This window comes from Corallococcus terminator, assembly GCF_049194865.1.
In the GTDB taxonomy this organism is placed as follows: Bacteria; Myxococcota; Myxococcia; order Myxococcales; family Myxococcaceae; genus Myxococcus; species Myxococcus terminator_A.
This window is the reverse complement of sequence record NZ_JBLZWL010000023.1, coordinates 16,688-28,630: the sequence shown is the minus strand read 5'-3', so window position 1 is coordinate 28,630 and position 11,943 is coordinate 16,688. Positions and strand designations below refer to the sequence as shown.

The following is an 11,943-nucleotide window of genomic DNA, read 5'->3' as shown; positions in this document are numbered from 1 at the left end:
GGAGAGCCACGACATGGACCTGCTCGAACACATCAAGAAGGCCCTGCTCAGCGCGGGCATGGAGGCGCTCCCCACCGACACCGCCGAGAGCCTCGCGACCCATGGCATGGACAGCCTGCTGATGGTGCTCAGCGTCGCCGCGCTGGAGAAGGAGCTGTCGCTGCGCATCTCCGGCAAGGACTTCTCCGAGCAGTCCTTCCACAGCCTCGACACCCTGGCCGCGTGGTTGCGCGAGCTGGGCGCCACATGAGGGTCCTCATCACCGGAGGAGGCTCCGACATCGGACGCTCCATCGCCCGGCGACGGCTGGCGCTGGGCGACGAGGTGTTCGTGACGGCGTCCTCGGAGGCGTCGCTGGAGCAGTTGCTGGCGCGGTATCGCGAGGAGGGGCTGAAGGCCCAGGGCCTGGTGCTGGACCTCGCGACGCCTGGACGCAGCGACGAGGCCCTGGAGGGACTGCTCGCGGGGGGCCTTCAAGGGCTGGTGCTGAATGCGTGGACACGGCGGCCGCCCCTGCACCGCTTCCACGAGCTGCCGCAGGCCGCGCTCGAAGCGGATGTCACCGCGAACCTGATGGGCAATGTCTGGCTGCTGCGCCGCCTGCTGCCGTCGATGCTCGAAGCCCGCTGGGGCCGCATCGTCTTCATCTCCAGCGTCTCCACCGTCAGCGGCACGGGGCGCTACGGCGCGTACATCCTGTGCAAGTCCGCGCTGGAGGGACTGATGCGCAACCTTGCCGTGGACTACGGCGCGTTCAACGTCCTGTGCAACACCGTGCGCCTGGGACTCTTCAAGACGACGCGCACGAAGAAGTACTGGTCCCGGCCCCGCTACGTGGAGCGGATGGGCGGCGTCATTCCACAAGGGGCGCTCGGCGAGCCCGAGCACCTCGGCGAAGCGCTCGACCCGCTGTTGTCAGAGCACCAGTACATCAACGGCGCGGTGCTGGACGTCACCGGGGGCCTCCCCATGGTCCGACTGGAAGGAGTGTTGAAGCCATGAGCTTCCTGAAGCCCGCCGCACCGGTGTACCTGCTCGGCCCTCGCTCGTGGCTGCCCGCGAAGGTGATGACCAACCAGGACGTGCTCGACTGGATGGGGACGCGCGCGCGGCCCAGCTGGATTACCCACCGGACCGGTGTCGAGAAGCGGCACTGGGTGGAGCCGGAGCAGGCGTGCAGCGACGTCGCGGCGGCGGCGGCCCTGCGACTGCTGGAGGACTACGCCATCGACCGGAGTCGCATCGCCCAGCTCCTGCTGGCCACCGTGTCGGGAGACTTCCCCACCCCGCCGACGTCGCCGCTGGTGCTCCCCAAGCTGGGCCTGGATGGCATTGGCGTGCTGGACCTGGTGGCGGCCTGCGCGGGCTTCACCAGCGCCGTCCACGTGGGCGCGGGGCTCGCGCTGGCCACGGGGAGCGACCACCTGGTCATCGCCGCGGACATCCGCTCCAAGTTCCTCAACCGCGAGGACCTGGCGACGACGGCCCTGTTCGGCGACGGGAGCGCGAGCTGTCTGGTGACTCCACGCCCCGAGCAGGCCGACTACCAGCTCGTCGCGAGCGAGCTGGGTGCGGACGCGTCCATGGCGGACATCATCGCCATCCGCGCGGGCGGCTCTCGCCTGCCTCACCACCTGAACGATGACCCGACCAAGGTCTTCCTGAAGATGGAGCACGGAGCCACGCTGTTCATGAAGGGCGTGGACAACATGTCGGCGGGCGCGGCCTCGCTGCTGCGACGACTGGGACTGCGCGTGGCGGACGTGGACTGGTTCGTTCCCCATCAGGCCAACCTGCACCTCATCCGGGCCATCACCGACAAGCTGGGAGCGGACCCCGCGAAGGTGGTGGAGACCGTCCAGTTCACCGGCAACACGTCGGGGGCCAGCGTGGGCATCGCGCTCGCCCATCTCCAGGAGCAGCTCCCGCTGCGCGCGGGGCAGAGCGTCCTGCTCATCTCCGCGGGCGCGGGAGGCGCGTCCGCCTGCGCGCTGCTCAAGCGCCTCTAGTCACGGGAGCAGCCCTGTCATGAGCCCCGCCTACGCATTCTCCCGGGCGGATGACGCCCCCGCCCTCATCCTCGGTGAGGAGACATATTCCTTCGCCGCGCTCCGACGAGAGGTGGAGGCCCTCAAGGCGCGCCTCGCCGACAGGCCCTCGGGGCTCGCCATCCTGAGGTTCCATCGGTCGCTCGGGTTCGTCGCCCGCTTCCTGGCCCTCTACGAAGCAGGGCATCCATTGGCCGTGTTTGCTCACGACTGGACGGACTCGGAAGTCGAGGCGCGGCGAGCAAGCCTGGGGGACTGCTTCGAGTTGGACGAGGCCCTCTCGGTCTCCTGGCGAAGCGGACGGACCGAGCCGCCCCACCACCCGGAGACCGCCGTCATCCTGTTCACCTCCGGGAGCACGGGCGCACCTCGTGCCGTGCAGCTCTCCCGGAAGAACATCGACGCGAACATCGACGCTGTCCTCACCTCGCTCGACTTCGCGTCGGTCTCCCGCCAGACGCTGTTCCTTCCCCTCTCCTACTCCTTCGGGCTGCTCGGGCAGTTGCTTCCCGCACTGGCGGCGGGCATCCCCACCCACCTGCTCGCCAACCTGGTCGAGCTCAAGCGGCTGCTCGATGAAGGGCTCTTGAAGGGGATGATCAGCGGAGTCCCATCCCACCACGAGACGCTGCTGAGACTGCTGGGCGATGGGCCCGCGCACACGCGGGACATCACCCACGTCGTCTCCGCCGGCGCGCCGCTGAGCCTGGAGCTGCGCCAACGACTGACACGGGCCTTTCCCGCCAGCCGCGTCTACACCTGCTATGGCCAGACGGAGCTTGCTCCTCGGGTGCTCTGTCTGCGCAGCGACCACCCGGCCTTCTTCTCCTCCGCGACGGGCTTCCCGGTCGGAGCGCTCACCGTGAAGCTCACCCCGGAGGGCGAGCTCTGTGTGCGAGGTGAACAGGTGATGTTGGGGTATCTGGGGGCACAGGAGGCCACACGCGAGAAGGTCCGCGAGGAGGGCTGGCTTCACACAGGCGACGTGGCGGAGCTGAGTCCCGAGGGCCTGGTGACGCTCCTGGGGCGCAACGATGAGCTGCTCAAGGTCGGCGGGGAGCGACTGAGCCCGCTCGAAATCGAGGCCGTCCTGCGCATCCTGCCGGGGGTGACGGACGCCGCCGTGTCGGGCCGCGAGGATGCCTTGTATGGAATGACACTGACGGCCTTCCTGCGCTTCGAGCCCGGCGCGCCCTCCCCCCTCAAGCGCGAGCTGCGGCAGACCCTGCGCGAGCACCTGTCCCCACACAAGATTCCCACCGAGTTCTACCGGGTGGAGCAACTCCCACGGACGTCGAATGGCAAACTACAACGCGCCCGACTGGCGGAGTGCATGCACCCCGACCAGCGCCTCGGCTGAGCATCGTCCTCTCGGGCTCTCACAAAAACGCATCAATGACAAACACACCCGAAGCCGCTCGAATTGACAGGGCACCCACGGAAACCTAGACAACCCGCCGCCTCCTGGGACTTCACCTTCCCCAGACAGGCATGAAGGAGTTGTCATGAAGCGACACGTGATGTTGCTGGCCATCCTCGGCGTCCTGGGCTTCGTTGGCCCGGGTTGCGGGCCTGGGTTGGAGCAGCAGGAAGCGCCCCCGGAGGAGACGACGGAGCAAGTGCCCGGAGAGGAGACCTCGTCCGAGGAGAACAACGTCGAGCAGTTCGCGCGCAACTGCAAGACGACCTGCACGGGCGTCAACTCCAGCGGAGCCACCTGTGGCGTCGTGGGATTTGGCTCCACCACGTTCCTTGGCGGTTGCAAGAAGGCGTGCCGGTTCGCGCGGCAGGACGCCGACGCGAAGGCGGGGTCCTACGGCTGTCAGCTCCATCAGTGCAGTGACGCCTGCGGGTAGCTCACCGCTGAGCCCCTGAGCCGGGCCCAGGGCTGGGGGCAGCAGGCATCCTGCTTGCCGTCCCCTGTCCGTCCAGAAGCCAGTCACGCACCGCGAGGAAGCGGGCCGTGGGAGCAGCGGCGCGGCGCCAGGCGACCCAGAGCGTGCCCCAGGGACGCCGTGGCGAGCGCCGCCCCACCTCCGGAGTGAGCGCCACGACGCGGCCCTCTCGCACCGCGGGGTCCACCAGATAGTCGGGCAGCACCGTCACGCCCACGCCGGCCTCCGCCAGCGCCAGCATCTCATCCAGGTTGGCGATGCGGCACACCACCTGCGCGGGCAGCGGCTCCTTCGGGCCCAGCGTGGTCCGCCACCAGGGACCGAGCATCGCCAGGTCCGCATCGAACGCGATGAAGCGATGGGCTCCGAAATCCCGGGCGCTCCGAGGCGTCCCCCATCGCTTCAGATATGAGGGCGAGGCCACCGCGACGAAGCGCTCTTGCGCCACCTGCCGGACCTCCAGTCCTGGGGCCTCCGGCAGGAGCCCGACGATGCCCAGGTCCAGCTCACCGTCCAGCAGCCGGCGGGCGATGCGGCTCGGGACGTCGAAGCGAACCTCCAGCCGAAGCTCCGGGTGCCGCGCCAGGAGGCCCGGCAGACGTGGGCGCAGCCAGTGCCGGAAGAAGGGCCACGGCCCACCGAGCGACACCTCACCGCGCACGGTGCGCTGCGCCTCGGACGCGTCCTCCAAGGCGGCGTCCAGGGCGGGCAGGTGCTCTCCCAGACACGCGACGAGCGCCGCTCCAGCGGGTGTGAGTCGAGCCCGGCGCCCCACCCGCTCGAACAGGGCCACCCCCACCTGTCGCTCCAGCGCCTTGAGCTGCTGCCCCACCGCGGAGGCGGTGATGCCCAGCCGGGCGGCGGCGGCGGCGTGAGTCCCGGCGCGGCTCACTTCCCACAGCGTCCACAGGGCTTCGCGATTGCCAAGCATGGCTTCACTTTATGCGAAGACCCTCTCGGTTTTCTGGGGATGGACGCGGGAGTACTCCTTCACATCATCGGCCCACCTCATCCGGGGGCCTGGAGGAGTCCGCCATGGAAGCCCTGACCGCAGTGAAGGTCCTGTTGATTGTCACCAGCCATTCGCAATTCGGAGATACCGGAGAGCGGACGGGCTTCTGGCTCGAGGAGCTCGCCGCGCCCTACGCGCGGTTCTCGCAGGCCGGCGCCCAGGTGGACATCGCCTCGCCCCAGGGAGGCGCGGCCCCGGTGGACCCGCGCAGCGAAAAGGAGTCCACGGACGCCACGCGGAGCTTCCTGGCCGACGCCCAGGCGACGAAGAAGCTGGCGCACACGCTCACGCTCGCGGAGGTGAAGGATACCTACGACGCCTACTTCGTGGTGGGCGGGCACGGCGTGATGTGGGACCTGGCGAAGCACGCCCCGCTGCACAAGCTGCTCTCCACGGGCTACGCGAGGGGCGCCGTCATCGCGGCGGTCTGCCATGGCCCCGCGGCGCTGGTGGGTGTGAAGGGGCCGGATGGAAAGCCGCTGGTGAACGGCAAGCGCGTGGCGGCCTTCAGCAACGCGGAGGAGAAGGCGGCGAAGTTCGACGCCATCGTCCCCTTCCCGCTGGAGACGCGGCTGCGCGAGCTGGGCGCGCGCTACGAGTCCGGCCCGTTGTGGCAGAGCTTCGCGGTGCGCGACGGACGGCTCGTCACCGGACAGAACCCGGCGTCATCCGCGGAGACGGCGAGCGAGGTGCTCCGCGCCCTGAAGGAGAAGAAGTAGTCCCCGACGACAGCGCGGCACGAGCCCACCGGCGAGACGGAGCCGGCGGGCTCACTCGCATCAGCTCAGTTGAAGCAGGCGAACGACATGGTCGTCCGGTAGGGCGACGTCCGGCCTCCGACGATGGCGGTGCCGTTGCAAAGGCAGTCACGACGACCCACTTCCACCGTCTTCGTCGCGTCGCTGAAACAGGTGATTTTCGTGAGGTTGATGCCGTTACAGCTCGCCGGAATGCTGGCCTGCTCAACTGCGTCCACGGACCGCTCCTGCTCGTCGACAACGGCCTCGCCACCGCACGCGGCCAGCAGCATGGCACCCACCACGACACCCATCTTGAGACAACCGTTCATCCAGGCCTCCCGCCGTTGTTGAAGGGAGCAGACCAAGCCGTCAGCGACGGAAGCACCGACATATTCGATGACACGTCGTGGCCGGAGACGGACGCCCCACGCGCGCCTCGGTGAGACGAAATGGACGGCCAGCACACGGCGGTGGGCGGGGCCTTCGCGGCACCGTAGAGTCCCGTCCGTGACGCACTCACCAGACGACCTGGCGGCGCTCGCCTCCGATGCGACGGACACCTTTCGCCTGCGACTCGCGCAGGCGCTGCATGAGCGGGGCGACCCACGAGGTGAGTTCATCCAGGTGCAGTGCGCGCTCGCCGAGGCGGGGAAGGACTCCTCCGCGCGGACGCAGGCGCTTCGGGCGCGTGAGGCCTCGTTGCTCGCCGAGCATGAGGCGACGTGGCTCGCGGAGCTTGGTCTCATCCCAGGTGATGCCGTGTTCGCGCGGGGCTTCGTGGACCGCGTCACGGTGGACGCCAGCCGCGCCCGTGGCGTCTACTCACGGCTCACCCGTCACGAGCCCGTCCGCGCGCTGAGTCTGCGCGTGGACCTTGGAGGCTCCGAAGAGGAACTCCCCCACCTCCTCGAGGAGATTCGTCACGCGGGCCTCGCGCCATCGCTGGAGCGCCTCACGATTGACCGGAATCAATATTGGGAGGTCATCCACGACGATGAACTCGAGCTTCGACGACGGGGCACGAGGACGCTCGGGCTTTCGTTGGCCCTCGTCGACTTCGCCCGCCCCGACGCGGGGATGGAGCTGCTGAGCATCGCGCTCGCGTCTCCCGAGGCGGCGATGCTCGAGACGCTCGGCATCAAGCACATCAGCCGTGGGGCGAATCCCCTGGAAGGACTCCTCCAGACCTTGGAGCGCGCGGGGCCTCGACCTTCGCTGCGCGAGTGGACCCTGGAGTTCTCCAGCCCCAGTGGGAAGGAGTGGATCCGCTGGGTCCAGCTGCCGTCGCTCTCACGGCTCCTGGCCCTGTATCCAAAGCTCCAGACCCTGGTGCTCCCGATGACGGAGCTTCAGGCCGAGCACGTCGAGCATCCCGAGCTGCGTGAGCTCTCCCTTCACTGGTTGGGGCTCATCCCCTGCGGCCCCTCGGACCTGTCACAGTGGAAGCCCGCGCCCGTGCCCAAGGGCAGCGGACTCCAGTTCCTGCGGGAGGCACGCCTCCCCCAGCTCGAACGACTGCACATCGATTTTCAGTACGAGTGGTACATCGCGTGGACCCCCGAAGACCTGGCGCCGCTCTTCGAGGCGGAGGGGCTGCCCTCCTTGCGTCAGCTCGAGCTGCGCAACTGCGCGTTCGGCGATGTCCTGTGCCGCGAGCTGGTCCGCATGAAGCACTGCCCGTCGCTCCAGGTGCTCGACCTGACGGGACTCGTGCTGACGGACGAGGGCGCCGTCACGCTCACGCGCCATCGCGACCGCTTCCCGAACCTGAAGCAGTTGGTCTTCGGTCCCTGGGGACTCTCCGAACCCGTCTGGAACGCGCTGGTGAAGCAATACCCCATCACGGTTCCTTAAGGGGCCCATGTGAGTCTGCCCCAGCTCCATGACGCTCCCGAGATGTGATGAAGGGGTCCCAGGGTGTCAACGGAGCCGGAGCAAGCTCAAGGCAGGCTGGTACACTCTAGCGGAGACCCCTGCGGCCTTGACCCACAGCACTTCGCTTGATTGAAAGGACGTGGCAATGGGTTCCCGAACTTCCAGCGCACTCCTGCTCCTGCTGCTGCTCTCGGCCTGCGCGACGACGGCGCCGAGCATCGAAGAGTTGGAGGCTCCGAATCCGAGATTCGCCAACCTTCAGCGGGCGGCGCAGTACCCCTGGACGGATGACGGGCGTTGCGTGGTGCGGGAAGCCTCCAACGAATGGCCTGTCCTGGCGGAGCGATGCTTTCACGCGCTCGAACACGACAGGGTCCAGTTTCGCGATGTCACAGGAAGATGCGCTGTCGCAAATGCGGGTGCGGCTGTCGTGGGCGTAGGGCTCTGCATCTTTGTAGCACCAGGGTTCGTCGTCGGTGCAGTGATTGTTGTTGGTGCGGTGGTGGTGGCAGCCGCGATCCAAGAGGGAATTGAAGTTTATCAACGGAACACCTCCCGCGAGCGCGCGAAGCCCAAGACTCAAACGCAACCGGACAAGGAACCGTTAGCGACCCCAGCGCCTGAGCCGCAAGGGTCGCGCATCAGAGACACCTTTCCCCCACCGCCAGAAACCAAGCCGCGCCGTCCGTCGTGCGAGCCCATCCCGGTGCGTCACGCGGGCGGAGATGCCGCACATAACGAGTGCGCCGATAAAGTTCCGCCCAACCGTTATCCCCGCATGGACGTATTCGTGGATGGTGAGCGCTTCGATGCTCTGCAAGTCGGCGTGCGGGTGCTGTGGGAGATCAAAACCCATCGATTTGACACATATCCCGACTTTATCCGGAGGCGGGAGATCGAGAAAGAGTTGGAGCAAATACAAAGGGAGCGAACTGCCGCGGCGGCATGTGGATATGACTTCGTCATTGGGGTCAGCACCCAAGCGCACAAAGACGCGCTGATCGAAGCGGATTTCTCACTGAATGTCGTCGTCACGGGGTGCAAACGATGACCAGGCCCAAGGCCCTCACCCTCATCGTCTACGCGCCTGCGCTCGTCGGCACGGACGACCGCTCGCTCGCTGTCGTCCGTGGAATGGAAAAGGCGCTCCCCGGCCTGCTGCTGGGGTGGGAAGTAGGCAAAGGGGGGCACCCCATCGCATTGCCGCAGCACGATGCGTGGCTCCCGGAAAGAACACAGGACGGGAGATTCCCTCTTCTGTGCAACGGGGACGAGCGCTACCCCGTGACGGTCAACGGGAGGGGCAGACCTGGACTCCTGAGCCCAGGCGGTCAGTCTCTGTCTGAAGTGCATGCAGAGCTGCCCTTGGACGAGCCCGTAATCGCGGCAGCGGCGGCTTTGATTGAGGGCGTGGCGGAGGGGGCGCGCGCTTTCTGGGGGCATGCGTCGCCGTATGGTTACGGCTCGGAAGTCGCGCAGCAGTTTCGCCGATCGCCTCATGGACCCGAGTGTTCACCCCGTGGGCTTCCCATGATCAACCTGCCAGAAAAGCTCCCCGCGCCTGAGCTTCCCTGGTTCCTCGGGTGGCTGAACTATTGGTCTGCCGCTGCCGCGCAGGCCATCGGGTTCCCGGATCCTGCTCGCGACGCCGAGCTGCTCACGCGGGCGCGGCGCACGCCGTCGGGCGGGTGGGTCGTGCAGCTCACCGATGCGCCGCTCGACCTCGACAATCCCGCCCACCTCGACGCACTCAAACGGACCTACGAGCGCTATTCGCGGATTGGCGGGCGCCTGACTTCGCGTTGAGTGCGGCCGCGGGGCGGTTCGAGAAGGCACAGCAGCCACTCCAGACCCAGCCGTAGGGACCTGAGCGGCCCTGGGCCAGGCACACGCGAACCGCCGCGGCCTGGCCCGGGATGACGCGAATCAGTTGCCCGACGCGCGCACCGTGCCACCGCTCGCCCAGTGGTCCACGGCGGCGTGCGACGCGGTGGTGTCGAGCAGCTCCGCGAGCAGCTTGGGGCTCGCCACTTCGTCCGGCTCGAAGACCCCCAGCAGCGCCAGCTCCGGCTTGACGTCGCCGTAGTGCTCCTCGCCCACGGTGAGGAAGCTCGGCGTGTAGCTCACACCCACCAGGCCGCTCACCAACGGGGCGATCTTCAGCGACGAGCCATGGGCATGCACCGGCCCGGCGGGAGCGCCGTTGCCCTTGACCAGGCCGATGTCGTGGCCCAGGAACCGGACCTCGTACGCCCGCGAGTCATCCCAGTGGGGGACCTGCTCGACGACGAGGGTCAGGCTGCCCTCGGACTTCGCTCCGGCATCCTGGTTCGCCTTCTCAATCAGCCCCTTGAGGGTCTCGAAGACCTGGGGAGCGAGGCCCGCCCAGCGATCGCGACGGGCATAGGCCGCCCGGATGTTCTCGTTGATGGCCTTCAGAGATGCTCCAGCGCTTTTCGACGACATTGCGAACCCTCGGGGGTTGTTGGAAGGCGGCGATGCTGCCCCCCTGTTGGCGACCCTGTCCAGATCCCCACTCCCGCTTTCGGGGTGGGTCCACGCGTCCTTCACCCGCTGCTAGCGCTGTCCACCCGACACCCCACCCGGCCCGCATGCCTCCTCCTGGCCGCTGGCCTGCCCTCCAGGGCGGCAATCTCCCTTTGAAATTCGCGGCGGCTTCTCGTAGTTTCGCCCGTGACTTCGAGGAGTGTTGCGAGGCCCCAGGCCCCAGGCTCGAAGCGCGGTACCCAACGGCACTCACCTGGACGCGTTGCTTGCGAGGGTGGGTCCGCTTTCTGCGGCTCGGGAGTTCCTCGCCAGCTCGCGCCGCAACCATCAGCAGGAGCCATGCCATGACCGCTGTTCCCCAGACCCAGAAGCAGGACCACGCCGTCGCCGACCTGTCGCTCGCCACGTGGGGCCGCAAGGAAATCCGGATCGCCGAGAGCGAGATGCCCGCCCTCATGGCCATCCGCGAGGAGTACGCCAAGACGCAGCCGCTCAAGGGCGCGCGCGTCACGGGCTCGCTGCACATGACCATCCAGACGGCGGTGCTCGTGGAGACGCTGCAGGCCCTGGGCGCCGAAGTGCGCTGGGCGTCGTGCAACATCTTCTCCACGCAGGACCACGCCGCCGCCGCGCTGGTCGCCGCGGGCACCCCCGTGTTCGCCCACAAGGGCGAGTCGCTGAAGGAGTACTGGGACTTCACCCACCGCATCTTCGAGTTCGGGCCCGCGGGCAGCGACCACGAAGGTCCGAACATGATTCTGGACGACGGTGGTGACGCGACGCTGCTGATGCACCTGGGCAAGCGCGCGGAGAAGGACGCGAGCCTGCTCTCCTCGCCCCAGAGCGAGGAGGAGCGCGAGCTGTACGCCTCCATCAAGGCGAAGCTGGCCCAGGACGCGACCTGGTACACGCGCAAGGCGGCCAAGATTCTCGGCGTCACCGAGGAGACGACGACGGGCGTGCACCGCCTCCAGGAGATGTCCGTGAAGGGCACCCTCCTGTTCCGCGCCATCAACGTCAACGACAGCGTGACGAAGAGCAAGTTCGACAACCTGTACGGCTGCCGCGAGTCCCTGGTGGACGGCATCAAGCGCGCCACGGACGTGATGATCGCCGGAAAGATCGCGGTCGTCGCCGGCTACGGAGACGTGGGCAAGGGCTCCGCGCAGGCGCTGCGCGCGCTGTCCGCCCAGGTGTGGGTCACCGAAATCGACCCCATCTGCGCGCTCCAGGCCGCGATGGAAGGCTACCGCGTCGTCACCATGGACTACGCCGCGGACAAGGCCGACATCTTCGTCACCGCCACGGGCAACAAGAGCGTCATCACCCATGACCACATGGCGAAGATGAAGGACCAGGCCATCGTCTGCAACATCGGCCACTTCGACAACGAAATCGAGGTCGCCTCCCTGGAGAAGTACCAGTGGGAGGAGATCAAGCCGCAGGTGGACCACGTCATCTTCCCGGACAACAAGCGCATCATCCTGCTCGCCAAGGGCCGGTTGGTGAACCTGGGCTGCGGCACCGGTCACCCCAGCTACGTGATGTCCAGCTCGTTCGCGAACCAGACCATCGCGCAGATTGAGCTCTACTCGCACAGCGACAAGTACCAGGTGGGCAAGGTGTACGTGCTGCCCAAGCACCTGGACGAGAAGGTCGCCCGGCTCCAGCTCAAGAAGCTCAACGCGCAGCTCACCGAGCTGACTCCTGACCAGGCCTCGTACATCGGCGTGGAGAAGAGCGGCCCGTACAAGCAGGACACCTACCGCTACTAGGCAGGCCACTGCTGGGGCGCGAACGCAGGGAGGGTTCGCGCTCCAGCCGAGGAAGGATGATGGTGCACCCCGGCCAGCGCGGGTCTACGG

Annotated in this window: 13 protein-coding genes and 1 riboswitch; of the genes, 10 read left to right on the top strand and 3 right to left on the bottom strand. The window is 67.6% G+C overall.

Features of this window, described 5'->3' with window-relative positions:
* The first annotated feature begins 13 nt into the window (after positions 1 to 13).
* The 5 genes from ACN469_RS10685 (at position 14) to ACN469_RS10665 (ending at position 3,904) form a co-directional block, all read left to right on the top strand.
* Positions 14 to 250: a phosphopantetheine-binding protein gene (locus tag ACN469_RS10685; RefSeq protein ID WP_498766784.1), complete on the top strand. Its 237-nt coding sequence runs from the start codon at positions 14 to 16 to the stop codon at positions 248 to 250.
* Positions 247 to 1,002: an SDR family NAD(P)-dependent oxidoreductase gene (locus ACN469_RS10680; protein ID WP_498766782.1), complete on the top strand. Its 756-nt coding sequence runs from the start codon at positions 247 to 249 to the stop codon at positions 1,000 to 1,002. Before ACN469_RS10685 ends, ACN469_RS10680 begins: the two co-directional genes overlap by 4 nt.
* A complete protein-coding gene (locus ACN469_RS10675) occupies positions 999 to 2,009 on the top strand; it encodes a 3-oxoacyl-ACP synthase III family protein (RefSeq protein ID WP_498766780.1) in 1,011 nt (336 codons plus the stop codon). Before ACN469_RS10680 ends, ACN469_RS10675 begins: the two co-directional genes overlap by 4 nt.
* Before the next feature lie 19 nt (positions 2,010 to 2,028).
* Positions 2,029 to 3,408, top strand: coding sequence for a class I adenylate-forming enzyme family protein (locus tag ACN469_RS10670; protein ID WP_498766778.1), 1,380 nt, complete (start codon positions 2,029 to 2,031; stop codon positions 3,406 to 3,408).
* A 145-nt stretch (positions 3,409 to 3,553) separates the two neighbouring features.
* Entirely contained in the window at positions 3,554 to 3,904 is a 351-nt protein-coding gene (locus tag ACN469_RS10665; protein WP_498766776.1) for a hypothetical protein, read from the top strand.
* A gap of 1 nt (position 3,905) precedes the next feature.
* Here the strand turns inward: ACN469_RS10665 and ACN469_RS10660 are convergent, their stop codons facing one another.
* Positions 3,906 to 4,874: a LysR family transcriptional regulator gene (locus ACN469_RS10660; RefSeq protein ID WP_498766774.1), complete on the bottom strand. Its 969-nt coding sequence runs from the start codon at positions 4,872 to 4,874 to the stop codon at positions 3,906 to 3,908.
* 104 nt (positions 4,875 to 4,978) lie between these two features.
* Between ACN469_RS10660 and ACN469_RS10655 the strand changes: the two genes are divergently transcribed.
* Positions 4,979 to 5,674, top strand: a complete 696-nt coding sequence (locus tag ACN469_RS10655) for a type 1 glutamine amidotransferase domain-containing protein (RefSeq protein ID WP_498766772.1) — start codon at positions 4,979 to 4,981, stop codon at positions 5,672 to 5,674.
* A 65-nt stretch (positions 5,675 to 5,739) separates the two neighbouring features.
* On the opposite strand, the gene ACN469_RS10650 is transcribed toward ACN469_RS10655, so the two are convergent.
* Positions 5,740 to 6,024 (bottom strand): hypothetical protein, encoded by a 285-nt coding sequence (locus tag ACN469_RS10650; protein ID WP_498766770.1) that lies wholly within the window; start codon positions 6,022 to 6,024, stop codon positions 5,740 to 5,742.
* 178 nt (positions 6,025 to 6,202) lie between these two features.
* Here ACN469_RS10650 and ACN469_RS10645 point away from each other — a divergent pair, with 178 nt between their 5' ends.
* The 3 genes from ACN469_RS10645 to ACN469_RS10635 all read left to right on the top strand — a co-directional run bounded on the left by ACN469_RS10645 (position 6,203) and on the right by ACN469_RS10635 (position 9,376).
* A complete protein-coding gene (locus tag ACN469_RS10645; protein WP_498766768.1) occupies positions 6,203 to 7,549 on the top strand; it encodes a hypothetical protein in 1,347 nt (448 codons plus the stop codon).
* A 166-nt stretch (positions 7,550 to 7,715) separates the two neighbouring features.
* A complete protein-coding gene (locus tag ACN469_RS10640; RefSeq protein WP_498766766.1) occupies positions 7,716 to 8,621 on the top strand; it encodes a DUF6310 domain-containing protein in 906 nt (301 codons plus the stop codon).
* Entirely contained in the window at positions 8,618 to 9,376 is a 759-nt protein-coding gene (locus ACN469_RS10635) for a DUF5953 family protein (RefSeq protein WP_498766764.1), read from the top strand. The genes ACN469_RS10640 and ACN469_RS10635 overlap by 4 nt, the downstream gene beginning before the upstream one ends.
* Positions 9,377 to 9,496: 120 nt before the next feature.
* On the opposite strand, the gene ACN469_RS10630 is transcribed toward ACN469_RS10635, so the two are convergent.
* A complete protein-coding gene (locus ACN469_RS10630; protein WP_498766762.1) occupies positions 9,497 to 10,036 on the bottom strand; it encodes a hypothetical protein in 540 nt (179 codons plus the stop codon).
* Between the two features lie 230 nt (positions 10,037 to 10,266).
* Positions 10,267 to 10,336, top strand: a riboswitch (S-adenosyl-L-homocysteine riboswitch).
* 86 nt (positions 10,337 to 10,422) lie between these two features.
* Between ACN469_RS10630 and ahcY the strand changes: the two genes are divergently transcribed.
* Entirely contained in the window at positions 10,423 to 11,853 is a 1,431-nt protein-coding gene (ahcY, locus tag ACN469_RS10625; protein ID WP_498766760.1) for an adenosylhomocysteinase, read from the top strand.
* The last annotated feature ends 90 nt before the right edge of the window (positions 11,854 to 11,943 follow it).

Bases quoted from the DNA above. Each gene is read 5' to 3' on its own strand.
- ahcY (WP_498766760.1), top strand. From the start codon at position 10,423: ATGACCGCTGTTCCCCAGACCCAGAAGCAGGACCACGCCGTCGCCGAC.
- ACN469_RS10675 (WP_498766780.1), top strand. From the start codon at position 999: ATGAGCTTCCTGAAGCCCGCCGCACCGGTGTACCTGCTCGGCCCTCGC.
- ACN469_RS10660 (WP_498766774.1), bottom strand. From the start codon at position 4,874: ATGCTTGGCAATCGCGAAGCCCTGTGGACGCTGTGGGAAGTGAGCCGC.
- ACN469_RS10665 (WP_498766776.1), top strand. From the start codon at position 3,554: ATGAAGCGACACGTGATGTTGCTGGCCATCCTCGGCGTCCTGGGCTTC.
- ACN469_RS10630 (WP_498766762.1), bottom strand. From the start codon at position 10,036: ATGTCGTCGAAAAGCGCTGGAGCATCTCTGAAGGCCATCAACGAGAAC.
- ACN469_RS10685 (WP_498766784.1), top strand. From the start codon at position 14: ATGGACCTGCTCGAACACATCAAGAAGGCCCTGCTCAGCGCGGGCATG.
- ACN469_RS10655 (WP_498766772.1), top strand. From the start codon at position 4,979: ATGGAAGCCCTGACCGCAGTGAAGGTCCTGTTGATTGTCACCAGCCAT.
- ACN469_RS10680 (WP_498766782.1), top strand. From the start codon at position 247: ATGAGGGTCCTCATCACCGGAGGAGGCTCCGACATCGGACGCTCCATC.
- ACN469_RS10640 (WP_498766766.1), top strand. From the start codon at position 7,716: ATGGGTTCCCGAACTTCCAGCGCACTCCTGCTCCTGCTGCTGCTCTCG.
- ACN469_RS10650 (WP_498766770.1), bottom strand. From the start codon at position 6,024: ATGAACGGTTGTCTCAAGATGGGTGTCGTGGTGGGTGCCATGCTGCTG.
- ACN469_RS10670 (WP_498766778.1), top strand. From the start codon at position 2,029: ATGAGCCCCGCCTACGCATTCTCCCGGGCGGATGACGCCCCCGCCCTC.
- ACN469_RS10635 (WP_498766764.1), top strand. From the start codon at position 8,618: ATGACCAGGCCCAAGGCCCTCACCCTCATCGTCTACGCGCCTGCGCTC.